This is a genomic window from Rhodoferax sp. (assembly GCF_030646845.1).
Classification (GTDB): Bacteria; Pseudomonadota; Gammaproteobacteria; order Burkholderiales; family Burkholderiaceae_C; genus Rhodoferax.
The window spans coordinates 136094-161981 of the sequence record NZ_JAUSLE010000007.1; the positions used below are offsets into that span (position 1 = coordinate 136094).

Sequence of the window (25888 nt, forward strand, 5' to 3'; positions counted from 1 at the left end):
ACGATGACCCCTGAGCACTATGTCCAGCAAAAAGCCGCCGCCTCGGGCAGCAGCTTTTATTACGCCTTCCTGTTCCTGCCCAAACCCCGTCGCGCTGCCATCACCGCGTTCTATGCTTTTTGCCGCGAGGTGGATGACGTGGTGGACGAGATGGTGGACGCCGGCGTGGCCGGCACCAAGCTGGCTTGGTGGCAATCGGAGGTGGCCAAGGCCTTTGCCGGCCAGCCCAGCCACCCGGTGATGCAGGCGCTGATGCCACACGTTGCGGACTACAAAATCGAGCAACGCCACCTGCAGGCCGTGATCGAAGGCTGCCAGATGGACCTGGCACAAACGCGCTACCTCGACTATCCCGGTTTGCAGCGCTACTGCCATCTGGTGGCCGGCATCGTGGGCGAAGTCGCCGCCAACATCTTCGGCCAGACGCAGGCCCAGACCACCGCCTATGCGCACAAGCTGGGCCAGGCCCTGCAGCTCACCAACATCATCCGCGACGTCGGCGAAGACGCGCTGCGCGGGCGCATCTACCTGCCGGTCAACGAGTTGCAGCAGTTCGATGTCAAGGCGCATGAAATCCTCAAGCGCAGCTACTCGGACCGCTTTACCGCGCTCATGAAGTTCCAGGCGCAGCGCGCCCAGGGTCTGTACGACGAGGCGCTGGCCCTGCTGCCGCAAGCCGACCGCCGTGCCCAGAAGCCCGGGCTGATGATGGCCAGCATCTACCGCGCTCTGCTGACAGAAATTGAGCGCGATAACTTCCAGGTGCTGCACCAGCGCGTCAGCCTCACGCCCTTGCGCAAGCTGTGGCTAGCGTGGAAGGTGCAGGCACTGGGCCGCATCTGAACCATGCGCATCACCGGATGAAAATCGCCATCATTGGCGCCGGCTGGGCCGGAATGGCCGCCGCGGTAGAGGCGACGCAGGCAGGCCATCATGCTATCGTTTTTGAAGCATCCCGCGCAATCGGCGGGCGGGCCAGGGCCCTGAACGGCACCTTGCCTGACGGTACGTCGGTGACGCTGGACAACGGCCAGCACATCCTGATCGGGGCCTATGTCGAAACCCTGAACCTGATGCGGCGGATCGGCGTTCAAGCGGAAGACGCCCTGCTGCGCCTGCCCATGATGCTGCTGTTTCCCGACGGCCAGGGCTTGCGGTTTCCGGCCTGGCCAACGCCGCTGGATGCGCTGGCAGGCATTGCGACGGCACGCGGCTGGTCGATGACCGACAAATGGTCCTTGCTGCGCGCCGCCACGGGCTGGCAACGTCAGCGTTTTCAGTGTGACGCATCCACCTCGGTGGCACAGCTGTGCGACGCCTTGAGTCCCCGCGTGATGGCGGAACTGATCGAGCCGCTGTGTGTGTCGGCCCTCAACACGCCGGCCGATCGCGCCAGCGCACAGGTATTTCTGCGCGTGATGAAGGACGCGCTGTTTGGCGTGCAGGGCGGCTCCAACCTGTTGCTGCCCCGCGTTGATCTCTCCGAACTGTTTCCCCAGGCTGCCGTGCGGTGGCTTGACGGGCATGGCGCTCAGGTGCGTTTGGGCACGCGGGCGGACTCGGTCCTGCCGCAGGGTGCGCAGTGGCAGGTGCAGGGCGAAGCTTTTGATGCTGTCATCATCGCCACGTCAGCATCAGAAGCAGTCCGAGCCCTCGAAAACATTGCGCAAGATGCTCCTGCTTTGATAGCAAATGAAATCTGGCAATGGACCCGGATCACCCGCGCCCTGCAATTTGAAGCCATCACCACCGTCTATGCCTGGGGCCCGGGAGCCACCCTGCCCCACCCCATGCTGACGCTGCGCAGCGACAGCACCGCACCCACCCCCGCTCCGGCGCAATTTGCCTTCGACCGCGGCCAACTGGGCGGACCGCACGGCCTGCTCGCCTTCGTGGTGAGCGCCAGTGCGGGCGAACGCGAGGCCTTGCAGGCGCAGGTGCTCAGGCAAGCCCAGGTACAACTGGGCCTGAGTCTGCAAGCGGTTCAAACCGTTGTGGAAAAACGCGCCACATTTGCCTGCACCCCGGGCCTGCAACGGCCTGGCCCGCAGATTGCACCGGGGCTGGCCGTCTGCGGCGACTATGTGGCGGGTCCCTATCCGGCCACCCTGGAAGGGGCTGTGCGCAGCGCCCTGGCAGCCGTCAGAGCGCTTGGGCCTGGCACAGACATTACACGCGCCTGAGGTCGCGTCCGGCTTCTGCGATTTGCGCCTTCAGGCTGCCGGACCTGATCTATATGATCCGATGCACAGACGCAAGAAACACAAGGAGCCAGCCCGATGAAACGCACCCTGAAAATTGCCGCGCTGCTGTTCGCCACGCTGCTCATGCTGGCGGCAGCGGCAGCCGCCTGGTACATCTACACCAAGCAGCCGCAGCGCACGGGGTCCTTGACCCTGACACAGCTCACGGCACCCGTCAGCGTGCGCTACGACGAACGGGGCGTGCCCCACATCCGGGCCGAGAACGAGGCCGACTTGTACCGCGCGCTGGGCTATGTGCACGCGCAGGACCGCCTGTTCCAGATGGAGATGGTGCGCCGCCTGGCGCAGGGGGAGCTGGCCGAGGTTCTGGGGCCCAAGCTGGCAGACGTTGACCGCCTGTTTCGCACGCTCGGTATTCGCGCCCGGGCTCAGACTTACGTCGCCAGCATGGACAAGACGAGCCCGGCTGCCCGGGCGTTGGACGCCTATCTGGACGGCGTCAATCAATACCAGGCCACCCACCCCGCGCCGATGGAATTTGACCTGCTGGGTATCCCCAAGCGCCCGTTCACCGCACAGGACACGGTGGCCGTGTCGGGCTATCTGGCCTACAGCTTCGCCGCCGCCTTTCGCACCGAGCCGGTGCTGACCCATGTGCGGGACAAACTCGGTGCCGCCTATCTGAAGGTGTTTGACCTTGACTGGCACCCCGAGGGCGTGGTGACGCCGGGCACGACGGCGGCCATGAACAGCCAGGACTGGGGCAAGCTTGACCAGCTTGCCCAGTTGAGTCATGAGGCACTGGAGATGGCTGGACTGCCGCAGTTCGAGGGCAGCAACGCCTGGGCACTGTCGGGTAGCCGCACGGCGAGCGGCAAACCGCTGCTGGCGGGTGACCCGCACATTGGCTACTCAGCCCCTTCCGTCTGGTACGAGGCGCATCTGTCGGCGCCTGGATTCGAGTTGTACGGCCATCACCAGGCCTTGAATCCGATGGCCCTGCTGGGCCACAACCAGCAATTCGGCTGGAGCCTGACCATGTTCCAGAATGACGACATCGACCTGATCGCCGAGAAAGCCAACCCCGACAACCCCAACCAGGTCTGGTACCACGGCCAGTGGGTCGACCTGCAAAGCCGCGAAGAGACGATTCTGGTCAAGGGCGCAGCACCCATCACGCTCACCCTGAGGCGCTCACCGCACGGGCCCATCATCACCGACGCCTTCAAGGACAGCCTGGGCAAGACCCCGGTCGCCATGTGGTGGGCTTTTCTGGAGACAGAGAACCCGATCCTCGACGCTTTCTATGAACTCAACCGCGCGGATACGCCGGAGAAAGCCCGCGGCGCCGCCAGCAAAATCCATGCCCCCGGTCTGAACGTGGTGTGGGCCAATGCCGCCGGGAATATCGGCTGGTGGGCCGCGGCCAGACTGCCGATCCGGCCGGACAACGTCAACCCCAGCTTCATGCTGGACGGCAGCACCGCCGACGCGGACAAAACGGGCTTTTACCGCTTCAGCGACAACCCGCAGGAGGAAAACCCGGCGCGCGGTTACATCGTCTCGGCCAACCACCAACCCAGGCCGAACAGCGGCGTGCCCGTTCCCGGCTACTACAACCTCTTCGACCGTGCCCAGCGTCTGGACGAACGCCTGCGCGACCCGTCAATCAAGTGGGACGTCAAAACCAGCCAGTCGGTGCAACTCGACCCACAAAACGGCTATGGCCTGCGGGTACTCAAGTCCCTGCTCCCCGTGCTGAACACGGTCGTGCCGGATCCGCTCGAACATGCCCTGCTGGAGAGCCTGTTTGCGTGGGATGGCAGCCACACCGTCAACAGCATCACCCCCACCGTCTTCAATCAGTTCCTGTACGAACTGGCCCGCAGCGCCATGGCCGATGAAATGGGTGCGGTGCAGTTCAAAAACCTGCTGGGCACGCGCGCGCTGGACTTTGCCTTGCCCCGGCTGGCTGAGGACGCGACATCCCCGTGGTGGGACAACCGCAATACACCGGCGGTCGAAAGCCGCGCCGACACCGTCAAGGCTGCCTGGCGCGCCACCATGGACCACCTGCAGCTCACCCTGGGCAAAGAGCCCGCTGGCTGGGGCTGGGGCAAGGCCCACACGCTGACGCATGGCCATCCATTGGCTGCACAAAAACCACTGGACAGGCTTTTCAACATCGGGCCCTTTGCCGCACCGGGCGGGCGTGAAACGCCCAACAACCTGTCCGGCGCGATCGGTCCCGCGCCCTGGGCCGTGAGCTATGGCCCGTCCACGCGGCGACTGATCGACTTCGCCGACGCCGGCAAGGCACTGGGCATCAACCCGGTGGGGCAAAGCGGCGTGCTGTTTGACACGCACTACCAGGACCAGGCGCAAACCTTCATCGCCGGCGGCTATGTGGCGCAGCACCTGAGTGCCGCCGACGTGACGGCCAACACCCGCAGCACGATGACGCTCACCCCCGCAGCAAACTCCCCGCGTTGACACGCGACGGCTGATTTGGCCGCACAATGGGCCACGGGTAGCGGCACCGGGCACGGTTCCTGCGTGCTTGCCTGCAATACCCACCCATTGAAAGCGCCCCATGATCAGACTGCAATTCTCGATCGAGCTCAATTACCAGATCAGCGAGCCGGGCTGCGACTTCATTTTCAGCATCCACGCCGCGCAAACCCAGCATCAGAACGTGGTGAGTGAGGCACTGGTCATCAGCCAGCCCCTGCAATCCAATCTGTACACCGATCCGGTCACCCATACCCGGTTTCTGCGGCTCAAGGCGAACGCCGGCCCGCTGATGGTGCATTACGAGGCGACCGTCGATATTGATCACTACACGGCCGCACCGGACCAGCTCAATGAAGTGGCCGTGGCCAATCTGCCGGGGCCGGTACTGCCCTACATCTATCCCAGCCGTTACTGTCAGTCAGACCGGCTGCACCGGCTGGCGGTGAAGGAGTTTGGCCATTTGTGGCAGGGTTACAGCCGGGTGCTGGCCATCCGCGACTGGGTGACCAAGCGTGTGACCTTCCAGTCGAACACCTCCACCGGAAATACCACGGCGGTCGACACCCTGGTGGAAGAAGTGGGCGTGTGCCGCGACTTTGCCCACCTGATGATTGCGCTGTGCCGCGCCGTCAACATACCGGCCCGCTTTGCCACCGGCATTGATTTTGGCGCCGACCCGGCCCTGGGACCGACCGACTTTCATGCCTATGTCGAGGTTTACCTGGGCGACCGCTGGTACATGTTCGACCCATCAGGTGTGGCCATTCCGATGGGCTTTGTCCGTTTTGGCACCGGACGCGACGCCGCCGACGCGGCCTTTGCCACCATGTTCGGCGGGGTGACCGGGACCGCCCCGGTGATGCACATCCAGGCCATCCCCAATGCGCAGGGCGTGTTGGTGGTGCCTCAGCATGTGTCCTACGGACTGTCCACCGACGAACAACTGGTACGACAGTAAACCGGCGGGTGGGTCGCTAACGCCGCACCGGCGCCGCCCCAAGCAACTCACACAACTCGTTCAGCGATGCAACCGTTTCGTGCGGCTCGCGGTCATGCGTCCACGCATCGTCGCTGCGGTTGACCCACACCGTCTGCATGCCGGCGCCCAAAGCCCCCAGCACGTCCAGCGCGGCATCGTCGCCCACATGCAGCACCTCGTCTGCAGCAACACCAGCGGTGCCGGCGGCAGCATGGAAGATGCGCGGGTCGGGCTTGCCGACGCCCAGCTCATGGGCGCTCACGCTGGCATGAAAATGCGAACCAATACCTACCCTGGCCACGTCAGCATTGCCGTTGGATACCGCCACCAGGGGAAAGCGCTGCGCCAGAAAAACCAGGGCAGGCAAGGCATCGGCGTAAAACTCAACCTTCATGCGCTGGGCCAGAAAAACTTCGAATGCGGGTTCCGCCAGCCGGGTGTCCTCGTTTGAGCGCTGCAGCGCCAGACGTATCAACTCCCGGCGCTGAAAACTCATATCGTGCGCCATCTCAGGGCGTGTGCGCACCACGTGCTCACGCAGCGCCAGACGCGTTTCAGCATCAGCCACAAGCGCAGCGGCCACTGGCGCGCGCTGCACCAGCCAGGCGGCCAGCGTACTCTCCGCTTTCGCAATGGTGGGCCAGATCGGCCACAGGGTGTCGTCCAGGTCGAGGGTTATTGCCCTGATTTTTGAAATATCCAGCATAGGTGCGGGAGAATAGCGCATGACTTTATTCAAGCCGGGCCCCTTCGCCAAAGAACCCCCCTTCAAACATGGCCAGGTGCCGCGCACTGCCGTCCTGTTCTGCAACCTGGGCACGCCCGACACGCCCAGCACCGCCGGCGTGCGGCGGTTTCTACGCGAATTCCTGAGTGATCCGCGCGTCGTCGAAATCCCGCGCCTGGTCTGGCTGGCAATCCTGCACGGCATCATCCTGCGGGTGCGGCCCGCCAAATCAGCCGCCAAGTACGCCAGCATCTGGACGCCTGAGGGCTCGCCCCTGAAGGTGTGGACTGAAAAACAGGCCAAGCTGCTGCAGGGCTGGCTGGCCCAGCGCGGGCATGACGTGCAGGTGCGCTACGCCATGCGCTACGGCAGCACCTCCATCGCCTCTCAGCTCGATGCGCTCAAAACCGAAGGCGTGACGCGCGTGCTGATTCTGCCGGCCTACCCGCAGTATTCTGGTACCACCACGGCCAGCCTGTTCGACGCGGTGTACGCCTGGGCTGGCAAGGTGCGCAACCTCCCCGAGCTGCGGTTTGTCAACCGCTACCACGACGATCCGGGCTACATCAAGGCGCTGGCCCAGAGCATCAGCCGCTACTGGAAGGCGCATGGGCGTCCCGATCAGCTGGTGATGAGCTTTCACGGTGTGCCCGAACGCACGCTGCACCTGGGCGACCCCTACCACTGCGAGTGCTTCAAGACCGCACGGCTACTGGCCGAACAACTGGGCTTGACCCGGGAGCAGTTCAAGGTGACGTTTCAGTCGCGCCTGGGCCGTGCCAAATGGCTGCAGCCCTATACCGAGCCCACCCTGATTGCGATGGGCCAGGGGGGCGTCAAGCGTGTCGATGTCGTGTGCCCCGGCTTCACCAGCGACTGCCTGGAGACGCTGGAAGAAATCGCCATGGAAGGCCGCCACGCGTTCCTGACCGCCGGCGGCAAGGAGTTTCACTACATCCCTTGTCTGAACGATGACGCCGCGTGGATCACGGCTCTTTGTGACGTAGCGCAGCAGCACCTGGCCGGCTGGCCGACGCAGGCCGTGCCCGACGCGCAGGCACTGGCAGCGTCACGCGCTGCGGCGCTGGCGTTGGGGGCCAGTCAATAAGCCTGGAAGCACTTATAGCTATCGTTTGTATAGCTATAAAGCCATATTCTACGTGGGCTATAGGTCGATTCTATATATAGACGCAGCGTTTCAGCGGAACACCGACGACCGCTTGCTGACGGCAAGCCCGAGCTACTTTAACGGTGTCGATTGGGTCACCGTTCTGGGCCCACCTGTCAGGATCAGTGCTTGGCCGGACCAGTCGCCCTGGCTGCCGCGTCAAAGCCACCCTTACTTTTCCACTCGGCAAATCCGCCCTGCAGGATGCGAACGTTCTCGTATCCGGCCACACGCAGCGCAAAGCCGGCCTGCGCCGACAGCGTGCCGGTGTTGCAGTAGATCAGCACCGGTTTGTCTTTCGGAATCACCTTGCGCTGCGCCAGCACCTGCCGCCATTCGATATTGCTTGCGCCCGGGATGTGTTCCTTGCCGAACTGCGCCTTGTCGCGCGCATCGATGACAAAGAAACGCTTCCAGTCGTCCTTCGGTATCTGCTCGGGGAAGATGGTGGCGCCGCCGTAATCAACGAACTCCAGATAGGCCTCCATCGCGTTGATGACGGCCTGGGTATCGTCGGCACGGGCCGGCAGGCTGGCCGCGCCCAGCAGCGCCGCAGCCAGAGTGATCGTGAGCAGTTTCTTCATGGTTTTCATTTCTTTCAAGTGAATCAGTTCATGCAGGGTTGAGCCGCGGATGGGTTTCCTCACCGAGCAGCCACAGCAAGGCACCCGACAAGAACATGGAGATGGCAACGAACCAGAATGCCGCTTCGACCGAGCCGCTGAAATGCGCCGCGATACCCAGTCCGAGCGCACCGACGCCATAACCAAGGTCACGCCAGAAGCGGTAGATGCCGATGGCCGAACCGCGCCAGTTGGGATGAGAGATGTCGGCCACGGCAGCAGAGAGGTTCGGGTACAGCAATGCCATGCCGAAGCCGGAGATGGCAGCGGAGAATGACCACCATGCCATACCTTCATGCAACATCATCATCGCCACGCCCGTACCGCAGATCCACATCCCCCACACGTTGGGCTTGTGGCGACCGATGTGGTCAGACAGTCTGCCGGTGAAAAATTGTGATCCACCCCAGACGAATCCATAGATGCCAACGACCCAGGCGATGTCGGGCAGACTCAGCCCGTGCTGGTAGAGGAACACCGGATAGAACACCCAGACCAGCGCGTCGACAAATTTTTCCACCAGCCCAGCCTGGCTGATGGCGGCCAGACGCTTGTCGCGCCACGACACGAGCGCGAACACTTCCCACGTCGTCGGCCTGGCACTGATGTTGGTCGGGTAGCGCGGCTTCATACCTGTTGAAGATGCGGAGCTGTGCCTGGCCGCTTCCAGTTTGGCCCAGGGCAAGGTGTCCTTGACCCACAGCGCGGTCAGCAGAATGGCGAGTAGCACGGTCGTCATACCGAACACCAGCAATCCAGTACGCGCACCGAGCAGGGTTGCCAGATAGGCGGTGATGATGCCGGCCAGCGCCAGTCCCACGTAGCCGGCGAATTCGTTCAGGCCGATGGTCAGGCCGCGCTGGTCGGGGCGGGTGATGTCCAGCTTGGACGTCTGCGTCATTGACCAGGTCAAGCCTTGGTTGATGCCGAGCAAGACGGTGGCGGCCACGATCCATGCCCACGAAGGCGCAAAATAAACCAGCAACGGGATAGGCAGTGCCGCAATCCAGCCCAGCAGCAAGACCTTCTTGCGACCAATGCGTTCCGACAGTCGCCCGGCAACGAAATTCAGTGTGCCTTTAACCAGGCCAAAAGCCACCACGAAAGCAGTGAGCAACATGAAAGAGTTTTTCGGCACGCCGAATTCGGATTCGGACAGTGCTGGCACCACCGTGCGCATCATGCCGATGGTGAAACCCACCAGCATGACTTGCAGCAGTTGATGCAGGAACTGATCGAGATTGGCGCGTATGCCATGCGTCGGGTGGTCGTGCGTCATCGTCAGGCTGCGATGTTCGCCGCGACCATCCTGTCCATCTCGGCAGGGCGCGGCGGAATTTCCTTGAGCAGGTTTTCGACGAAAGCTTCCTTGCTCATCGACAAGCCCGAGTTCCAGCGCTTCTCAAAGCCGATGGTCGAACTCGGTTTGCCGGATAGCCCCACACCGCAAACGCTGCCCGCCTGATGGCCGGGAAATATTTCGACTTCGTTGGACAAATGTAGCAACCTGGAATGGATGCTGTCGTAAAGCTGTGCGGACATTTCCCGCTCGCGACCCAGTAAATCGGGGCGGCCTATGGAGCCGACGAACAGCGTATCGCCCGTGAGCACGAACCAGGGCAACTCCCCACGACGCCTGTCAGTCACCAGCAGGCAGATGCTGTCTGGCGTATGGCCGGGCGTATGCAGCACTTCGACATTGACGTTGCCGAGGTCAAGCGACTGACCGTCGCGCAATGGTTCAAACTCGAACTTGACAAAACCTTTGTCCGATTCGTGCAGGCAATACGGTGCACCGACCATCTGCGCGAGTTTTCTGCCGCCGGAGTAATGGTCGGCATGGACGTGGGTATCGATCACGTAATTGATGGTGACGTTCGCCTTTTCCGCCTCCTCGATGTACCACTCCTCATCGCCGGCGACGACATCCACCGCCATGGACTTGCCCATGGTGCCGCAGCCAAAAAAATAGGACAGTGAAGACTCTTTAGTTGCCAGTTGTTTGAAAAACATTGCGCGCTCCCAAAACCTTAAAAAACCAGGACCTTGTCGGCTTCCACCGTCCAGTCGGCGAGCTGCGCCAGCGTCGAGCGCTTGGCACCCTCGATCACTTCCGACTCGGCGATGCCACGTGCGTCCATGCAGGTGCCGCACAGCGCGACTTCGCCGTTGCGCAGGACCTTGCCGAGCATCAACTGAATGTTGTAGTAACCCTCGGGCACTTTCTGTCCAGCCTTGGCGCACCCGACTGCGTCGGCCAGCAAAAACAGGCGCACATGCTGACCCTCCTTGCTGGCAAGTGCGCCGGCCAGACGCAGCGCGTTGTAGGCGCGCTCGTTGCCGTAAGGCGCGTCGTTCAGGATAAAGAGCAGGGAACTCATGGCTTGCCTCCTTGAGAGAGTGACGGATTTATTGCGGGGTCGAGGCCTGCACCGGCAGCCCAGCGGCCTGCCACTCGCTGACGCCGTCAAAGATCTTGCTGACCCGATAGCCCTTGGCTGCCAGCAAAGCCACGGCTTCGTCAGACAGCAAACAGAAGGGGCCGCGGCAATAGGCAACGATGTCCTTGTCGGTTGGCAGTTCGGCGAGCCGTTTTTCGATCTCGGCCACGGGCATCGAGCGGGCAAAAGGCAGATGCGCCGCCTCGTACTCGGCTTGTGGACGAACGTCGATGACGATGACGTTGCCCCGCCTGGCCTGTTCCAGCAGGGCCTCACGGCCGATTGAGGCGAGCTTGGCCGGATCCGCCACCATCTGGTCCAGCGCCAGCCTCAACTCCAGCAAATGCTCTTCGGCCACCTGCCGCAAGGTGACCCAGAGGCCCGCCACGTCACCGCCGGTAAGCCGATAGATCACGTACTTGCCCTCGCGACGGGAGGTGACCAGACGCGCATCCCTCAACGACTTCAGATGGGCGCTGATGAGCTTGATGTCGGCCGACAACTCGGTTGCCAGCACCTCGACGTTTTTTTCGCCCTGGGCCAGCAAGTCCAGGAGCTCCAGCCGCTTCGGGCTGGAAACAGCCTTGCCGATGCGGGCAACTTGTTCGTACAGCAGATCTTTCAGGGTTCTTTTTTCCATTCGCTCATTCTAATGATAAAACGAATGATAGACAATAGGCGTTGGCATTGCCCTTACGCATTAGCGCAGGATCATCTTCATCGCCTCCACCAGCGCGTTGGGATGCGCCAGGCCCTTGTACGTTTCGGGGATGTCATGGGCGAATCCGAACAGCGAGGCGACCGCCAGCCGCGCCGAATGAACGGAGTACTCGACGGTGTAGACCACGTCATCGGGAATTTCACAGTACTGGCCGATGAACGCCAGATTGACCGTGCCGGCCGGCACCACCTCGGGTCGGTCGCCCCGGGCGCGCGGCATGAACTGGCTCGTCGTGTACGGCAACAGGCAGGGGATGCAGATCGAAGTCGCCAGCAGTGCCGCCATGTCGCCCTGGAACCCAAGATGGGAAAAGACCTCGACCAGGATCTCACGCCCGTTGCATTCGGACATCTTCTTGCTCACAAAGTCGCCGGCCCGGTCCGGGAACAGGCCGTAGCCCCACCAGACAAAGACCCCTTCCGGTTGATCCGCATAGGCCGGCGGGTGGTACAGATGAAAAGTCAGGCCCCAGCTGGAGCCCTTGAGCGTCACCAGCCCGCCGCAGCCAGGCGGGCTGGCACTGAAGCGCGCCATCAGCTTGACGAACGTCTCGTCGGCGTCCGTCACCGTGAAGGTCACCCACTTGGTCTGATCGACCTGGCCGCAGAAGACGGACGGCCGACCGAACGCGGGGTCTTTTGCCGCGAGCCGCTCCCACAACGCCCATGCGCCCCCGGCCCGCTCGTTCTTCAAAGCCGGGGCCGCGCTCATCGAGCCCAGGCTGGAGTCGGCCGTCATGGAGCCGAGGGTGGCGATGACCAGATCGCTCTCCCCAACATCAATGTCGTTCGACCTGCCGTCACGAACACAGGCAATGCGCCGCACGGCCTTGCTGCCGTTGGCGGGGACGAAATGCAGGTCGGTCACCTGCACGCCGGTATCAAACTGCACGCCGCATCCCTCCAGCCAACGCAGCAGCGGCCGAATGATGGAGTCGTAGCCGCAATACCGGGTGGACTGGATGATCTGCATCGTCTCCAGATCCGGAAAGAGTCTCAGAAAGCGCAGCAAGTAGCGCCGCAACTCGACCGCGCTGTGCCAGGTCTCGAATCCGAACATGCTGGACCACATGCGCCAGAAGTTGGTCTCGAAAAAGTGGGGCTCGAAGCACTCGTCAATGCGCCTCGCACCCAGCACCTCCTCGGGCCGCAGCATCAATTCAATCAGGTCCACCCGGTCCTTGTTGACAAAGCCCCAGGACGAGACGTCCACGACGTTGCCGTTCTCGACCAGGCGCGCCCGGTCGAACCACGGATCCGACAGCCAGAATTCGAAAGTGTCTTCGGTCACCGACTTGGTTGGATCGTCGAGCGACGGTATGCCCGCCAGCAGGTCGTAGGTGAGGACATAGGCCGGGCCGAACATCCGGCTGCCGCGCATCGAATACCCCTGCGCGGCCGAGCCGCTTGCGTCCAGACTGCCGCCAAGCTGCGACTGCTCAAGGATGTGGATGTTGTGTCCCGGCACGTGGCCATCGCGAATGAGGTAGGCGGCAGCGGCCAGCGAGGCAATGCCGCCGCCGACCAGGTATGCCTGGATACCGTGACGCGCGCCGGTCGCCGGGGCCTCCTTGGCCGCCGTGTTGGTGGTGCCAGACATGAGCATCTCCATTCGAGTTCTGGATGACCGGTATCCGGTTAGGCCCGAGACGGCAAGCTGCCCCACTGCGGATGTCAGTTTCGACCATCCGGGCGCCGGTTTTCAAGGATGAGCGATGTTGGCCAGCGCCATTTTGCGCAATGTCAACAGCAGAGACATCTGTCTCGATTCGTTTGTCCCGGCAACCGGGATGGCGGGCCGCCGCTCAGAATTGCGCTACAGCCATTCGCGCCATACGGCCAGGGCCACGGCCAGGATCACCGGGCCAAGGAACAGGCCGACCATGCCGAAGGCGGCGAGTCCCCCAAGCACCCCGAACAGCGCCAGGATGAACGGGATATTCCCCGCCCTGGAAAGCATCACAGGTCGCACGATGTTGTCCACCCAGGACACCACCAGACCACCCCACAGCAGCAGGCCAACACCGGCCACCGTCTGGCCGGTGAGAAGCAACCAGACAGCGACCGATCCCCACACCAGCGGGGTACCGAAGGGAACCAGTGCCACCAGCACGGTCACCGCAGTCAGTGTGACCGGCGCAGCCACCCCGGCCACCCAATAGCCCAGGCCGGCAACCGCGCCCTGCACCAGCGCAGTCAGCAGAATGCCGTACACGACGGCACGCGTGGTACTCGCCACCGCTTCGATATAGCCTTCGGCGCGTTCAGCCAGCCAGGCCTTGAGGATGGTGCGCGCCTGCTCCACCAGGCTCAACCCATTCAGGTAGACGAAGAACAGGGTGAACAGGGCGAACGCCAACTTGGCCAGATTCTTCCCCACCCCGCCGATCAGCGCCAGCGCCTCGGTGTCCAGTCTGCCAAACAGGGCCTTGAGTTCCGCCTTCAGGCGCGCGGGTTCGGCCAGCACAGCCTGGAGCCATGTGGCGATGTCCGGCCCGATCACCGGCAGATTGCCCACAAAAGCGGGAGCCCGCAGGCGACCGGCCGCCAGTTCCGCCGCCAGATGGTCGGCCAGTTGCCCGACATCGGCGCGCAGCAGCAACAGCAACCACAGCGTGGGCAGCACCACGACGGCGGACATGAACAGGGTCATGCACAGCGCGGCGGGCCAGGCGCGGCCACCGAGGCTGCGCAGCAGGCGGACATACAGCGGCCAGGAGGCGAACGCGAGGATTCCCGCCCACAGCATCGCGACGACAAAAGGTGCCAGCACCACGGCCACACCGACACCCAGCAAGGCAAGAAACAGGCCCAGCAGTACCAGCCGGGTCAGGGAGCTGCCAGTCAGTTCCCGCATGATCAGTACGCCTCCAGCCGGATTGGCTTGACGCTGGCCCGAGGGATCACCGCGAGCAGCATTGGTCTTTTCATTGGCAGGGGCATGGCATCGTTCCGGCAAGTTGTGGTGAAGGCAGATAACACTTCACACTCGCTACATCTTTGATAGCATATAGCGCTTATTCTACGTGGGCTAGAGGCTGTTTTTATCAGACATCAGTTGCGCCAGAGCGTTCCCGGATATCAGCTCAATACCCTGCGCCTGGGCAAAGCGGCGGGCATTGTCAGTCACCTCGCCCAGACTGATGTAAATGCTTTGATGCGCGCCTTGCGCCTCTTGTGCCGCCACCAGGTCGCGCAGCGCATCGACGCCGTGGCTCGCGGCCTTCCAGCGTTTGCCACTCACCACGGTGATGCGTTCGCCCTTGACCAGACGGAAGTCAGCCGCCGCACTGTTCAGCCGCGTGACGGCATAGCCCTGGCGACCAAAGGCCTGCTCAATCGCACTGGCGAATTCGCGCCATGACATCGCACCGGCTCGCCCGAGCGCCTCGGCCACGCGGGCCGGGCTGGGCGCGTGCCACTGCCGCCATGCCGCGATGATGCCGATCACGAAAAAGGGCAATGCACCCATCACCCCAAAGGGGACATAGGGCGCGGGCAGCAAGGCGCCAGACGCCAGGGCAAATACGGCCACCAGCACCATGCTGATCCACCACGGCGAGCGCAGCAAAATCGCAAACAGCGAGTTTTTGGACATCTTCAGCTTCATATTCCTGCCTGTTGAGCCGCATCCCAATGCGGTGCCGAAGTGTACGTGCCCGGATGAAAAGTCCCTCCGACAGCGAGTGTTTTCCAGACAGACTGAAGGCTGAAATTTGCCCATTCATGCTTTAATCCGCCCATGTGTGGATCAGTCTGGCGATTTCTGTTGACGTGCCTGTTGCTCGTGGCCTTGCCTCTGCAAGGGTTTGCGGCTGCCACCATGCTCGTCTGCGGGGTCCACCACGAGAGCCTTTACGGCGCCGCAACGCAGGTCATCGCCACTCAAGAGAAATTGCAGCATCTTCATGGTGACCACCCATCCGGGTATCACGAAACTCCTGCGGCGTCAGCCCAACAAGCGGGCACGGGCGAGGTGGCGCAAGCTCAAACCGGCTCTGGTGTGCCGTCTCATGAAGCGGCTGAAAAATTCAAATGCAATGCCTGCGGACCCTGCTGTCTTGGTGCCGCGTTGACAACTGAAGTCGTCCTTGACGTAGCGCCACTGGTGCAGGCGGCCGACTTCCCCGATCTCACCTCTCATCATCTGTCCCCCGCTCTTGGCGGGCTGGACCGACCGCCTCAACAATTCATCGTCTAGCGACGGGTCGGTTCAGTCGTAGCTTGCGCATGCCTGCGCAACGCCCAACTGAAACACGACGTTGCTCTCCATCCGTATCGTCGGGAGTCTTCTTCTGACGATCTCCGCAATGTGATGACGCGAGAATTTCATGTATTCATTCCCCCTTCACCGGTTCATGCCCGTGGGACTGGCGGTGGTCCTGCCGATGGCGTTCGCACAGCCCGGCGCGGCGCCGGCAACGCCTGATCGCAGCAGCGCTGCGTCAGCTCCGGTCACGCTCAGTTACCGGTCCGCCTTTGCCGATTACCGCGCCTACAGTGAGCAGCCCGTCGCTTCCTGGCGTGAGGCGAATGACAAGGTCGACCAGATTGGTGGCTGGCGCGCCTATGCCAGGGAAGCCAGCCAGCCCGAGCCCGTGACGGCACCCGCTTCGGGCGCAACGGGAGCCAAGCCATGATGCGGCCCCGAGTGGTTGGGCGCGTCAGGTCGCTGGTTGCTGCGATATCCATCGTCGTTCTGTCGGGCTGTGCCAGCGTCAACTTCGACGATTCGGTTGCCCAGGCGAATCAGGACGCCGCTGCCTTCACGCAGGGCCACCTGGCACTAGCGCAGACCGAGGAGCAACGCGCTACGCGTGAGCGTGCGGCAACACGACTGCTGGCGCAGCCACTGACCCAGAGTGCGGCCGTTGAACTCGCGCTGGTGAACAGTCCCGCCCTGCAGGCGCTGCTGGCGCAGAACTGGTCAGATGCCGCCAATGCCGCACAGTCCGGGCGCATCACCAATCCGATTTTCACTTTTGAGCGCGTCACCTTCGGCGACGAGCTTGAGTTGGGCCGTCTGCTCAGCTTCGGCCTGCTCGATCTGCTGACCCTGCCAAAGCGCCATGGCATCGCACAGCGCGGAATCGCGCAGGCCCAGCTGCAGCTGACCACCGAGGTAGTCGACCAGGTGACGCAGGTGCGCCAGGCCTGGGTCAAGTCCGTCGCGGCACAGCAAAACCTGCGCTATGCGCAGCAGGTGCTTGATGCGGCACAGGCCAGCGCTGAACTCGCGCGTCGCATGGAATCGGTCGGGAACTTCACCAGGCTGCAACGTGCGCGCCAGCAGGTGTTTTACGCGGATGCCGCGACGCAACTGGCCGCAGCCCAGCATGCGATGACAGCCACCCGTGAAAGCCTGGTACGGTTCCTCGGCCTGACGGATGATCAGGCCCGGCAACTCAAATTGCCAGCCAGGCTGCCGGATTTGCCGAAGGTCCCCCGCAGCCCGGAGGACGCTGGCAAGGTGGCCAGTGCCGGGCGCCTGGATATCAAATTGGCGCAATCGGCGTTTGAGTCGGCGGCCACAAGCCAGGGACTGAACCGGTTGACCAGCCTGGCGGACATCGAGCTCGGCGTGCGACGCGACACGGTGTTCGACAACGCCGCCGGCACCAGCACCCCACGCAACGGCTATGAAGTCAGCGTCAGATTGCCGCTGTTTGATGGAGGCGGCCTGCGTCGCGACGCCATGAATGCGCAGACGCTGGCGGCAGCCAACCGGCTGGAGGCCACGCTGCGGGCAGCGGGCTCGAACCTGCGTGAGAGTTACTCCGCCTACCGCACCGCTTACGACGTTGCCCGGCACTACCGCGACGAGGTCGTGCCCTTGCGCAAGACGATTGCCGAAGAAAACCTGCTTCGCTACAACGGCATGCTGATCGGCGTGTTCGAACTGCTGGCCGATACCAGGGATCAGATTGGCAGCGTCATGGCCGCCATCGCGGCCGAACAGCAGTTCTGGCTGGCGGATGCGGCACTGCAGGCGTCCCAGATGGGCAAGCCGACCAGCGCTTCCGTCGGCGCCATGACCTCAACTGGATCGGGAGGTGGCGATGCGGCCCATTGACCCCAGTCTGCAGCGCGAAGCTGTTGCGCGTCACGCGTGCGGCGGTTCAAAACCCATCCGAAAGCAATCCCGATGAATTCAAGACGACAATTTTTTAGAACGGCTGGCTTGGCGGGAGGCGCCGTTGCCGCGGCTGCCGTCAGCCGGGTGGCCATGGCGGCCCTGCCTGAGCCGGTGCTGCAAACCAGCGCGGACACCATGCCGCCACTGGTCCCCAACACCGGTCGCCCCTACAACCCGGTGGTCACACTCAACGGCTGGACGTTGCCCTGGCGCATGAACAGCGGCGTCAAGGAGTTTCACCTGGTGGCGGAGCCGGTGGTGCGCGAGATGGCGCCCGGAATGAAAGCCCACCTGTGGGGCTACAACGGCCAGTCACCCGGCCCGACCATCGAAGTGGTCGAGGGCGACCGCGTGCGCATTTTCGTCACCAACAAGCTGCCCGAGCACACCAGCGTGCACTGGCATGGCCAGCGCCTGCCCAATGGCATGGACGGCGTGTCTGGCCTGACGCAGCCGGCCATTCAACCGGGCAAGACCTTTGTCTACGAGTTTGTCGCGCGTCGCCCCGGCACCTTCATGTACCACCCGCATGCGGATGAGATGACGCAGATGGCCATGGGCATGATGGGCCTGTGGATTACCCATCCGAAGGCCAGGCACCCACTGATCGATGAGGTCAACCGGGATTTCTGCTTCCTGCTCAATGCCTACGACATCGACCCGGGCAGCTACACGCCCAAAATCATGACCATGCTCGACTTCAACCTGTGGTCGTGGAACAGCCGCATCTTCCCGGGCATTGATCCCCTCAACGTCAGGCTGAATGACAAGGTGCGCATCCGCATCGGCAACCTGACGATGACGAATCATCCGATTCATGTGCATGGCCATGAGTTCGTTGTCACCGGCACCGACGGCGGGCCAACACCCAAAAGTGCGCGCTGGCCTGAGGTTACGACGGATGTGGCCGTGGGGCAGATGCGGCAGATCGACTTTGTGGCGGACGAAGAAGGCGATTGGGCCTTTCACTGCCACAAGAGCCACCACACCATGAACGCGATGGGTCACAACGTGCCCACGATGATCGGTGTGGACCACCGTGGAGTGGCCAAAAAAATCAGCAAGCTGATCCCGGACTACATGGTGATGGGCGAACGCGGCATGGCCGACATGACCGAAATGGAAATGCCGATCCCGGACAACACGGTGCCGATGATGACCGGCCAAGGCCCGTTTGGCAGCGTTGAGATGGGTGGCATGTTCAGCGTGCTCAAGGTGCGAAAAGATCAGAAACCTGGCGACTACAAGGACCCTGGCTGGTACAAGCACCCTGCCGGCACCGTGGCCTATGAATGGACTGGCGCGCTGACTGAGCCAGCCCGCACTCAGTCGGGCGGTGGGCACATGATGCCCGCGCAGAACATGCCCGCAAAAGAAATCGAAGTTCAGGTGCGCAAGCCGCAAGCCAAGAGCAAACATGCCGATCACTGAATGATCAGTTCACATTGTTACCAACCCAAAGGAAATATTTTGAAAACACGCAACATATGGGTGACGCTCGCCACCGCCTGGTTCGCTGCAGCCGCCACCGCGGCGGGCTCCCATGCGGGCGGTCACGGCCACGACGAATCTGCCATTGGCCAACCCGGCCAGGCGGCCAGGGTGAGTCGCACGGTCCAGGTCGACATGGCAGACACCATGCGCTTCACACCGGCGAAGCTCACGGTCAAACGGGGTGAGACGATTCGTTTTGTCGTTAAAAACTCTGGCCAGCTCAAGCACGAATTCGTCCTGGGAAAAGTAAAGGATCTCCAAGAGCACTACGAAGTGATGAAAAAGTTCCCGGAGATGGAGCATGCTGAACCCAACATGGTCACCGTGGCACCGGGCCAGACGGGCGAGGTGATCTGGCAGTTCACGAAGGCGGGTCCGGTGGACTTTGCCTGCCTGCACCCGGGGCATTACGACGCTGGCATGAAAGGTTCGATCAAGGTCGCACCGGCAAAGTAAGCGGCCATGAACCTTGCGCCGTGCAGGCGGTCAAAGTGAATCGCACCGGCGCCATTTATCCATCCTGTTATTGAAAGAACACTGTTATGAAGAAACCTGTTACTGCCCTTCTGCTGCTGGCCTCCTTGGCACTGGCCGGCCCCGGCATGGCGCAAACGGCCAGCGAACATGAGAGCCATCACCCGGTCGCAGTTCAGACTGCGGCGTCCGACCTGACCGACCTGACGGACGGCGAGGTGCGAAAGATCGACAAGGAGAATGGCAAGATCACGCTCAAGCATGGTCCGATCAAGAACCTGGATATGCCCGGCATGACCATGGTATTTCAGGTGAAAGACAAGGCCCTGTTGGACACGGTCAAGGTCGGCGACAAGGTGCGCTTCCGGGCCGAGACCGAGAACGGGAAGTATCTGGCGACAGACATCCAGCCGGCGAACTGATCAAACGGCCGTAGACCAGGTGATCCAGATGTTGAGATTCATCAATAAACGGCAGGTATTCTGCAGTGAACCAACTTGGAAGCAGTTGCCAATGATTGGGATTTCAGCTAATGTGGTTTGTGGCGTCATTTGACTGCCTCCACCTATGATGAAGTCTTTTTTCAGCCATCGCAAAACACGATTCACAGCCGCTGTGATGCTGTTCGTTTGGCTGCTGGCTCTGGGCACGGGTTTTGCCAACGCCTGTCAGGTGCAAGAAGACCATGCCCGCCACGGTCACCTCAGCCACCAGGAAGCTGGCGACCACCACACGTCGCCCGCAAAGATGGCCTGCCAGGATTTTTGCGCAGCCGAACAGACGGGCGTGGTCAAACAACAAACCGACGCGCCTGTGCACCTGGATGTTGCTCATGCGCTGGTATCGCTGTGGTGGGTGGCGTCCTTGTCGGCCGATCGCCCATTCCCCATGGTAGCCGTCGATGATCCGCCCCTGGCGGAGCGACCTGTCTTCATCCGCTTTCTGCGGCTGACTATTTGATCCCTTGAACCGGGCGTGTCGCTGCGCGGCTTAGTCCGTTTGGCCGTGCCTGCGTCTTACCGCCGGAGGGCCGACAGGCCATCCGGCACTGGTTCTATCTCTTCCATCTTTCCTTCATATTGACTTCCACGATTGGAGCTCACCATGTCACCTCTTCATCGGACCATGTTGACTTATGCGCTTGCCGCAGCCTGCGCCGGTTCATGGGCGCAAATCGCTCCGCAGACCAAACAAAATGGTACAAAAGACAATGCCCCCCAGTCTGCCGAACCTATAGTCAAGACCCTGGCTGTAGCGGCCGACCCTGTAAAGAAAGCCGTGCTTATCGGCCGCACTGCAACAGGCAACATGGTCTTCCAGTTGGAACTCGAAGGCTCGGAGCCGATGTGGATGCCAATGGGCAATCCGCCCACGTGGGATGCACACACGCCCAGCGCCGACGAACGCTACCACGTAGAACTGAAGCTGACGGACCCGCAGACCAAGACCCGCATTCCCTACGCAAACATAAACTTTGCAGCGACACACAAGGAGACTGGCAAGACGACCACCTTGTCCTTGCCGCCGATGTGGGGCAGCAGCGGCCTCCACTATTCGGCCAACAGCGCGCTCCTGGGTGACGGCACCTACGCCGCCACGGTGACGGTTGATGTGCCAACATTCCAACGTGAATTGAAGGACAAAGACCTGTGGTCCAAGGCGGTGAGCGCGAAGTTTCACTTCAGACTTGCGGATGGCAAGGTGACGGAAGTTTCTCAGACTGGCCGCTGAATGCCTGTCATGGCCTGCCTCATTAGGCTCGCACTGGCAATTGCGATGAAACCTCAACATTTTTACGGGAGAAACCACATGAAAACTTTGTATGCAATGGTTGTTGGCACGGTTCCACTTTTAACCACCAGCATATCGTGGGCACAGAACGGAAACATGATGAATGGTGGGAATTGGGGCGGCGGCTGGATGGGTGGCTACGGCGGGATATGGATGCCTCTCTTGTTGGTCATCGTGGTTGCCGGCCTCGTCGCATGGATCATCAAGCGAGGTAGAAAATGATCAAGATCGAAAAGTATGGCGCGCAATCCGCGTCGTTGAATGTGCTCGTCTGCACGAGCGCGATATTAAACAAGCCCCGCTTGTACATCGAGCCAAACTCGCTGTGCCCAGCGTCACCTCACCAACCCAGGAGTTCGTCATGACTAATTTTCGATTCATGCCATTTTTCTATCGCCCTCATTGCTGCCGGCACATTGACCGCCTGCAATACCACCCCGACCATGCCGATGGGCAGCGCATCTGCCAGCGGCATGGCGACACCCGAGCAGATGGCCAGGATGGATGCGCAGATGAAAACCATGCGCGACATGCACGAAAAAATGATGGGCACCAAATCCCAGGAAGAGCGCAGCAAACTGATGGCAGAGCACATGGCCGCCATGCAGGATGGCATGGCCATGATGAACATGATGAACATGATGAGCGGTTCCGGCATGGGAGGCAGGGGTGGGATGCAAGGCAGCAGACCCATGCCGGGGGACATGAACCAACGTCAGCAGATGATGGAAAAGCGTATGGACATGATGCAGTCCATGATGCAGATGATGATGGATCGAATGCCAGCGCCCGCCAACAAGTGAAAGGATCATCATGACACACAGTTCAAACATCCAGCCGGTGACCGGCGATGCCGCTTATGGCTTTCATCTGCGCCTGCAACAGGTTGACTTCACTGCCGTTGTCAGCCAGACCATTGACGCATTAAAGACAGAGGGCTTTGGCGTGCTGACTGATATCGATGTCCAGGCCACGATGAAGGCCAAGCTTGGCATTGACATGCCTGCCTATCGCATCCTCGGCGCCTGTAACCCGCCGCTGGCACACCGTGCACTCGTTGCCGAACCGGACATTGGGCTCCTGTTGCCTTGCAACGTGGTCGTGCGTGAGGATGAGGGTGGCGCAGTCACGGTCGCCTTCATGGACCCAGTCGCCGTGCTGCAACTCACCGATCATCCGGATGTGACGATCGTTGCCCGGGAAGTGCGCGAACGGCTCGAACGAGTACGAAGCGTTGTTGCAACGCAGAACAACATGAAGAGTACGAACCCCGAAAAGTGAATCTTGTTTGAAATACCCGCATGCAATGTTTGTGCCGATTCCAGGAGTCAACATGAACGATCAAACGCGCCCGGTACGTTTGCCTGAACACATGCATCACGAACCGGCAGACGCCGGGGACTCGATCGGAGCCTCCGCGCGTCGCGCGGCGGCAGCGGAGGCACCACCCCTGAAAGACCTGGTTTGTGGCATGCCCGTCACCGACAAATCCGGACATCGGCAGGAGTATGAAGGACGGCTCTATTACTTTTGCAACGCGCACTGCGAGACCAAATTCAGTGCGAACCCAAGGCAGTTTGTTATGCCAGAGCAGGTGCCTGCAGAAGCACCGTTGGCCATCGCAGGGACGATCTACACCTGCCCGATGCACCCGGAGGTTCGCCAGGATCATCCCGGAAACTGTCCCAAGTGCGGCATGACGCTGGAGCCGGAGTTGCCCAATCTGGATGGCGACGACAATCCGGAGCTGCGCGACTTCCAGCGCCGGTTCTGGTGGACCTTGCCGCTGACCGCCGTCGTCTTTGTGCTGGCCATGTTCGGCCACCGCCTGCAGTGGATGGACATGGCCGTGCAGAGTTGGGTCGAACTGGGTCTGGCGATACCCATCGTGCTCTGGGCCGGCTGGCCGTTTTTCGTTCGTGGCTGGCAGTCTGTGGTGAATCAAAGTCCCAATATGTGGACGCTCATCGGTCTGGGCACCGGCTCCGCTTTCATCTACAGCGTGGTGGCGACCATTGCACCCCAGGTGTTTCCGGCCTCCTTCGTTTCCATGGGACGCGTCGCAGTCTATTTTGAAGCGGCTGCCGTCATCATCTCCTTGACCCTGCTGGGACAGGTACTGGAGCTCAAGGCGCGCTCCCAAACGTCGGCGGCGATCAAATCCCTGCTCGGCCTGGCACCCAAGACGGCGCGGCGCATTCGGTCAGATGGCAGCGACGAAGACATCCCCTTGAGCCACGTCCATGTGGGTGACGTGTTGCGCATCCGGCCCGGGGAGAAAGTGCCGGTGGACGGCACAGTGACCGAGGGCAGCAGTTCGGTCGATGAATCCATGCTGACCGGTGAACCCCTTCCTGTCACCAAGCGCGTTGGGGACAAAGTGATCGGTGCGACTCTGAACACCAGCGGCGCACTGGTCATGCAATCGGAGCGCGTCGGCTCAAGCACCGTTCTGGCGCAGCTTGTGCTGATGGTCGTGCAGGCCCAGCGTTCCCGGGCCCCGATGCAGCGCATGGCCGACCTGGTGGCGGGCTACTTTGTGGTGACTGTCGTCGCTATTGCCGTGCTGACTTTTTTTGCATGGGGCCTTTTCGGCCCTGAACCCAGTTGGGTCTTCGGCCTGATCAATGCGGTCGCCGTCCTGATCATCGCCTGTCCCTGCGCTTTGGGGCTGGCTACGCCGATGTCCATCATGGTGGCCACGGGGCTGGGCGCGACCCGGGGCGTGCTGTTCCGCGACGCAGCCGCGATCGAAAACCTGCGCAAGGTTGACACCCTGATCATCGACAAGACCGGCACTCTGACCGAAGGCCGCCCGGCGTTTGATCGCGCAGTCCCCGCGCCTGGGTTTGACGCGGACGAAGTGCTGCGCCTGGCCGCCAGCCTGGACCAGGGCAGCGAGCACCCGCTGGCCGACGCAATAGTGCGGGCCGCCCGTGCGCGAGGCATGACGCTGGACAAGCCGGACAACTTCGAGTCAGGCTCGGGCATCGGCGTACGCGGACAGGTCGAGGGGCATCAGCTTGCGCTGGGCAACGCCACGCTGATGCAGCAAATCGGCGTCTCCGTCGTCCCCCTGATGCCGCAGGCCGAGGCCTTGCGGACTGAGGGTGCCAGCGTGATGCATCTGGCGGTCGATGGTCAGTTGGCCGGCCTGCTGGCCGTATCGGATCCCATCAAGCCCAGCACGCCTGAAGCGCTGGCGACGCTGAAAGCGGCCGGCTTGCGCATCGTGATGGCCACCGGCGACGGCCTGACTACGGCCAGGGCCGTCGGTACACGTCTGGGCATCGAGGAAGTGCACGGGGAGGTCAAGCCGGCCGACAAGCTGCTGCTGGTCGAACGACTGCAGAAGGAAGGACGGACTGTGGCGATGGCCGGAGACGGCATCAACGATGCGCCTGCGCTGGCCAAGGCGGACGTCGGCGTGGCCATGGGCACCGGCACCGACGTGGCGATGAACAGCGCGCAGGTCACCCTGGTCAAGGGCGACCTGCGCGGTATCGCCATAGCACGCTCATTGTCGCAAGCCACCGTGGCCAACATGAAACAGAATTTGCTGTTTGCCCTCCTGTACAACGCACTCGGCATCCCCATTGCGGCCGGTGTGCTGTACCCGCTGACCGGCTGGTTGCTATCGCCAATGATCGCTGCCCTGGCCATGAGCTTCAGCTCAGTGTCGGTGATCGGCAATGCGTTGCGCCTGCGACGCACGCAGGTATGAGTCCGTGATTCGACGCCACCGTCTGGCCGGTCATGGCAGGCGATCCTGATGGGTGGGACGCTGGCCTGGCGCTGCAAGCGCGGTCGCAGGCCAGCGACCAGCCGAGCTTGCTATTTTTTTGATAGCATTAAGCGCATATTCGGCGAGGGCTAAGGGCTTTTTTTATCTGAAATCAACTGCGCCGACTCGTTCTCAGGCATCAAATGAATGTCCGGCGCCGGTGCCATTGATTTAATACACCAGTATATCGACTAAAGTGTGATAATCGCTCAAATCGATAATTTTATTGAGCGATGGACAAGTCATGACAGAAGATTTCAAAAACAAGCCTTACCTCACGCCCCACGAAGTTGCGCAATGGATGATGGTCTCTCCGGTCACTGTCCGCGGCTGGGCACAAAAAGGCTTGTTGCAGGCAGAGGTCACGCCTGGTGGTCATCGCCGGTTTCGACACGATGAGGTCGAGCGTTTTGCCAGGCAGTGGAATCCGCTGGGCAACAAAGGACCTTTGCGGGTGCTCATCGTGGATGACGACCGGGCGGTGGTCGGTTTTCTGAGGGAGTTGCTCGAAGGCGGGGCGCATCAAACGGTTGTGGAGACCGCCCATGACGGCTTCGATGCGGGGCGCAAGGTACACACGTTTCTTCCCGACATCGTCCTGCTCGACCTGATGATGCCGGGCATCAAGGGCACTGAAGTCTGCCGCCAGATCAAGCAGATCCCCGGGTTGGCCAATGTGCGGGTGATCGCGATGAGTGGCTACCTCAGTCCTGAGAATGAGGCAGAACTGCTGGCCGCCGGTGCCGAATGCTGTTTTTCCAAGCCGATTGATACGTCCCGCCTGCTCAAAGTAATGGGTCTTGAAGACTAGAGACTGCCAGGAGCAGGAGCAG

At 61.9% G+C, this 25888-nt stretch carries 27 protein-coding genes; 17 read left to right on the top strand and 10 right to left on the bottom strand.

Features of this window, described 5'->3' with window-relative positions; translation table 11 throughout:
- Positions 1 to 3 precede the first annotated feature (3 nt).
- From hpnD to Q7T10_RS02440, 4 genes are all read left to right on the top strand, one after another.
- Positions 4 to 843, top strand: coding sequence for a presqualene diphosphate synthase HpnD (hpnD, locus tag Q7T10_RS02425; protein WP_304745506.1), 840 nt, complete (start codon positions 4 to 6; stop codon positions 841 to 843).
- A 17-nt stretch (positions 844 to 860) separates the two neighbouring features.
- The gene (gene hpnE, locus Q7T10_RS02430; protein WP_304745508.1) at positions 861 to 2183 is read left to right on the top strand and encodes a hydroxysqualene dehydroxylase HpnE; all 1323 of its coding nucleotides are present in this window, start codon (positions 861 to 863) and stop codon (positions 2181 to 2183) included.
- Positions 2184 to 2279: 96 nt separating this feature from the next.
- Complete coding sequence (locus Q7T10_RS02435; RefSeq protein WP_304745510.1) at positions 2280 to 4697, top strand: penicillin acylase family protein; 2418 nt, start codon at positions 2280 to 2282, stop codon at positions 4695 to 4697.
- A 100-nt stretch (positions 4698 to 4797) separates the two neighbouring features.
- A complete protein-coding gene (locus Q7T10_RS02440) occupies positions 4798 to 5676 on the top strand; it encodes a transglutaminase family protein (protein WP_304745512.1) in 879 nt (292 codons plus the stop codon).
- A gap of 16 nt (positions 5677 to 5692) precedes the next feature.
- Here Q7T10_RS02440 and Q7T10_RS02445 read toward each other — a convergent pair whose 3' ends face one another.
- Positions 5693 to 6424 (bottom strand): HAD family hydrolase, encoded by a 732-nt coding sequence (locus tag Q7T10_RS02445; protein WP_304745514.1) that lies wholly within the window; start codon positions 6422 to 6424, stop codon positions 5693 to 5695.
- Here Q7T10_RS02445 and hemH point away from each other — a divergent pair.
- Positions 6423 to 7532, top strand: a complete 1110-nt coding sequence (gene hemH, locus Q7T10_RS02450; protein WP_304745516.1) for a ferrochelatase — start codon at positions 6423 to 6425, stop codon at positions 7530 to 7532. The two genes, Q7T10_RS02445 and hemH, sit on opposite strands and share 2 nt — an antisense overlap.
- Before the next feature lie 182 nt (positions 7533 to 7714).
- Here the strand turns inward: hemH and Q7T10_RS02455 are convergent, their stop codons facing one another.
- From Q7T10_RS02455 to Q7T10_RS02495, 9 genes are all read right to left on the bottom strand, one after another.
- The gene (locus Q7T10_RS02455) at positions 7715 to 8176 is read right to left on the bottom strand and encodes a rhodanese-like domain-containing protein (protein WP_304745518.1); all 462 of its coding nucleotides are present in this window, start codon (positions 8174 to 8176) and stop codon (positions 7715 to 7717) included.
- 28 nt (positions 8177 to 8204) lie between these two features.
- On the bottom strand, positions 8205 to 9494 hold the full coding sequence (locus tag Q7T10_RS02460) for an MFS transporter (RefSeq protein ID WP_304745520.1): 1290 nt from the start codon (positions 9492 to 9494) through the stop codon (positions 8205 to 8207).
- 2 nt (positions 9495 to 9496) lie between these two features.
- On the bottom strand, positions 9497 to 10165 hold the full coding sequence (locus tag Q7T10_RS02465; protein ID WP_304745522.1) for an MBL fold metallo-hydrolase: 669 nt from the start codon (positions 10163 to 10165) through the stop codon (positions 9497 to 9499).
- Between the two features lie 80 nt (positions 10166 to 10245).
- On the bottom strand, positions 10246 to 10596 hold the full coding sequence (locus Q7T10_RS02470; RefSeq protein ID WP_304745524.1) for a DsrE/DsrF/TusD sulfur relay family protein: 351 nt from the start codon (positions 10594 to 10596) through the stop codon (positions 10246 to 10248).
- A gap of 28 nt (positions 10597 to 10624) precedes the next feature.
- The gene (locus Q7T10_RS02475; RefSeq protein ID WP_304745526.1) at positions 10625 to 11296 is read right to left on the bottom strand and encodes a metalloregulator ArsR/SmtB family transcription factor; all 672 of its coding nucleotides are present in this window, start codon (positions 11294 to 11296) and stop codon (positions 10625 to 10627) included.
- Between the two features lie 60 nt (positions 11297 to 11356).
- Entirely contained in the window at positions 11357 to 12976 is a 1620-nt protein-coding gene (locus tag Q7T10_RS02480; RefSeq protein ID WP_304745528.1) for an oleate hydratase, read from the bottom strand.
- 216 nt (positions 12977 to 13192) lie between these two features.
- Positions 13193 to 14233: an AI-2E family transporter gene (locus Q7T10_RS02485; protein ID WP_304745531.1), complete on the bottom strand. Its 1041-nt coding sequence runs from the start codon at positions 14231 to 14233 to the stop codon at positions 13193 to 13195.
- Between the two features lie 174 nt (positions 14234 to 14407).
- On the bottom strand, positions 14408 to 14974 hold the full coding sequence (locus Q7T10_RS02490) for a restriction endonuclease (protein WP_304745533.1): 567 nt from the start codon (positions 14972 to 14974) through the stop codon (positions 14408 to 14410).
- Between the two features lie 153 nt (positions 14975 to 15127).
- Positions 15128 to 15286 carry a hypothetical protein gene (locus Q7T10_RS02495; protein ID WP_304745535.1) on the bottom strand — a complete coding sequence of 53 codons (159 nt, stop codon included), beginning with the start codon at positions 15284 to 15286 and terminating at the stop codon, positions 15128 to 15130.
- A 421-nt stretch (positions 15287 to 15707) separates the two neighbouring features.
- Between Q7T10_RS02495 and Q7T10_RS02500 the strand changes: the two genes are divergently transcribed.
- From Q7T10_RS02500 to Q7T10_RS02555, 12 genes are all read left to right on the top strand, one after another.
- Complete coding sequence (locus Q7T10_RS02500; protein WP_304745537.1) at positions 15708 to 16016, top strand: hypothetical protein; 309 nt, start codon at positions 15708 to 15710, stop codon at positions 16014 to 16016.
- Positions 16013 to 17449 (top strand): TolC family protein, encoded by a 1437-nt coding sequence (locus Q7T10_RS02505; protein WP_304745539.1) that lies wholly within the window; start codon positions 16013 to 16015, stop codon positions 17447 to 17449. Before Q7T10_RS02500 ends, Q7T10_RS02505 begins: the two co-directional genes overlap by 4 nt.
- 72 nt (positions 17450 to 17521) lie before the next feature.
- A complete protein-coding gene (locus Q7T10_RS02510) occupies positions 17522 to 18943 on the top strand; it encodes a multicopper oxidase family protein (protein WP_304745541.1) in 1422 nt (473 codons plus the stop codon).
- A gap of 39 nt (positions 18944 to 18982) precedes the next feature.
- The gene (locus Q7T10_RS02515) at positions 18983 to 19462 is read left to right on the top strand and encodes a cupredoxin family protein (RefSeq protein ID WP_304745543.1); all 480 of its coding nucleotides are present in this window, start codon (positions 18983 to 18985) and stop codon (positions 19460 to 19462) included.
- Positions 19463 to 19548: 86 nt separating this feature from the next.
- Complete coding sequence (locus tag Q7T10_RS02520; protein ID WP_304745545.1) at positions 19549 to 19902, top strand: copper-binding protein; 354 nt, start codon at positions 19549 to 19551, stop codon at positions 19900 to 19902.
- A 196-nt stretch (positions 19903 to 20098) separates the two neighbouring features.
- A complete protein-coding gene (locus Q7T10_RS02525; protein ID WP_304745548.1) occupies positions 20099 to 20440 on the top strand; it encodes a hypothetical protein in 342 nt (113 codons plus the stop codon).
- A gap of 165 nt (positions 20441 to 20605) precedes the next feature.
- Positions 20606 to 21211, top strand: a complete 606-nt coding sequence (locus Q7T10_RS02530) for an iron transporter (RefSeq protein WP_304745550.1) — start codon at positions 20606 to 20608, stop codon at positions 21209 to 21211.
- A gap of 78 nt (positions 21212 to 21289) precedes the next feature.
- Positions 21290 to 21493 (top strand): hypothetical protein, encoded by a 204-nt coding sequence (locus Q7T10_RS02535; RefSeq protein ID WP_304745552.1) that lies wholly within the window; start codon positions 21290 to 21292, stop codon positions 21491 to 21493.
- 194 nt (positions 21494 to 21687) lie between these two features.
- On the top strand, positions 21688 to 22074 hold the full coding sequence (locus Q7T10_RS02540; protein WP_370653712.1) for a hypothetical protein: 387 nt from the start codon (positions 21688 to 21690) through the stop codon (positions 22072 to 22074).
- Between the two features lie 10 nt (positions 22075 to 22084).
- On the top strand, positions 22085 to 22552 hold the full coding sequence (locus Q7T10_RS02545; RefSeq protein WP_304745554.1) for a DUF302 domain-containing protein: 468 nt from the start codon (positions 22085 to 22087) through the stop codon (positions 22550 to 22552).
- A 52-nt stretch (positions 22553 to 22604) separates the two neighbouring features.
- Entirely contained in the window at positions 22605 to 24995 is a 2391-nt protein-coding gene (locus Q7T10_RS02550; protein WP_304745556.1) for a heavy metal translocating P-type ATPase, read from the top strand.
- A 304-nt stretch (positions 24996 to 25299) separates the two neighbouring features.
- Positions 25300 to 25866 carry a response regulator gene (locus tag Q7T10_RS02555; protein ID WP_304745558.1) on the top strand — a complete coding sequence of 189 codons (567 nt, stop codon included), beginning with the start codon at positions 25300 to 25302 and terminating at the stop codon, positions 25864 to 25866.
- Positions 25867 to 25888 lie beyond the last annotated feature (22 nt).